Origin of the sequence: Micromonospora sp. MP36 (assembly GCF_008119785.1) — a bacterium.
In the GTDB taxonomy this organism is placed as follows: domain Bacteria; phylum Actinomycetota; class Actinomycetes; order Mycobacteriales; family Micromonosporaceae; genus Micromonospora.
Window position 1 is genome coordinate 1 of record NZ_VSFA01000250.1, and the last position, 1,513, is coordinate 1,513.

The 1,513-nt window shown below is 68.7% G+C and carries 1 protein-coding gene; it reads right to left on the reverse strand.

The window, feature by feature from the left end; genetic code table 11:
- Nucleotides 1-33: 33 nt before the first annotated feature.
- Nucleotides 34-1,389, reverse strand: a complete 1,356-nt coding sequence (locus tag FXF52_RS41000) for an IS4 family transposase (protein ID WP_148805016.1) — start codon at nucleotides 1,387-1,389, stop codon at nucleotides 34-36.
- Nucleotides 1,390-1,513: the final 124 nt, after the last annotated feature.

Consider the following 1,513-nt stretch of genomic DNA (forward strand, 5'->3'; position numbering starts at 1 on the left):
CAACGCCGTTCAGTTAGGGCGGTGGCTGGTTGGTCAAGGGGCGTTGCTGATGATGTCGATGCTGGTGGTGGCTTTGTAGGTGCGGCGGTCGATGTGGGGGCCGCGGGCCTGGTACTTGGAGTTCGAGCGTTTGATCATGCGGGTTTTCGTCCGGATGCGGCGGTCGGGCAGCAGGTTGGCCAGGATGCGTTCGCCGATGACGCCGACTAGGTCGATGGTGGTGTCCGCGATGACCCCGGCGGCCTGCGTGATCTGGTCGCGGGCGGCGTGGAGGGCGGTGGTGAAGCTGGCCCGGTCCGGGTCGAGGCCGGGGCGGCTGTCGGTGGCGTCGACCATGGCGGTGCGGAGCACCTGGTAGACGATCAGCAGGGCGTGGATCTCCTGATCGATGCCGTCGGGGGTGCGAGCGCGTAGCACCCGGCCGCCGAGGATGGTGGACTTGAGTTCCAGGTAGGCGGTCTCGATCTCCCACCGCTGGTGGTAGAGGCCGACGAGGTCGGCGGCCGGGTGACGGCGTGGGTCGAGCAGGGTGGTGATCAGTCGGTAGTCGCCGGTGTGGGTGCCGGCGGTGGTGGTGATGCCGATCCGGGCCTCGATCACGCGGACGTGCTGGCCGCCGATGATCGACAGCCAGGAGCCGTCGCGGTAGCGGCGGATCAACGGCAGCCTGCGGCCGGTCTTGCAGCGGATCAGCAGGTCCGCTCCGGTCGCGACGAACGTGGTGATCAGGTCGGCGGCGCAGTAGTTGCGGTCGGCCAGCAGCAGCATCCCGGCGCGTAGGCTGCGGGCGAGTTGCCGTGCCTGGGCGATCTCGCTGGTGGTGCTCGGGTCGAACACGGCGTCGAGGACCGATCGGGTGCCGCAGGCCAACAGGGCGCTCAGCCGCAGTGTCGGGTAGCCGGATCCGCCGTTGTTGCATCGGTGTTTGACATAGCGGCGCAGGTTGGCCGGCGAGTCCGCGACAGCGAGCACGGTGCCGTCGACGACGACGGGCAGCAGGCCCCGCCACCACACCGCGGCGACAGCACCGGTGACCGCTGGGCCGCGCAGCAGGTCGAACAAGGCCCGTAACGGGGCCGGGCCGAGTCGTTGCCGGGCTTGGCGCAACGCGCTGCCGCACGGGTCGGGCACCGGCAGCCCACGCAGGCCGGCGACAAGTTTCGCCCACACCTGCCGGTAGCCGCAATCGGCGAACAAACAGCCGGCCAGCAGCAGATACACCACCACCCGGGCCGGCAACAGACGGACCCGTCGCTGCGTACGCCCAGTCGCGGCCAGCACGTCATCGACCATCTCGAACGGCACAAGGCGGGTCAGCTCACCGAGGTGACCCGCCGCGAACGGCCCGGCAGCTACCGTGACCGTCCGTGTTATGGCAATCTCATCCACCGAGCGGGGTTCCTGGTTCGGGTTGTCTTGGAGTGACAAACCTTGATACCGGAACCCCGCTTCTCACTTCCTGATCAACACGCCCCTTGACCAGCCCCGCCCACGCCTAACTGAACGGCGTTGG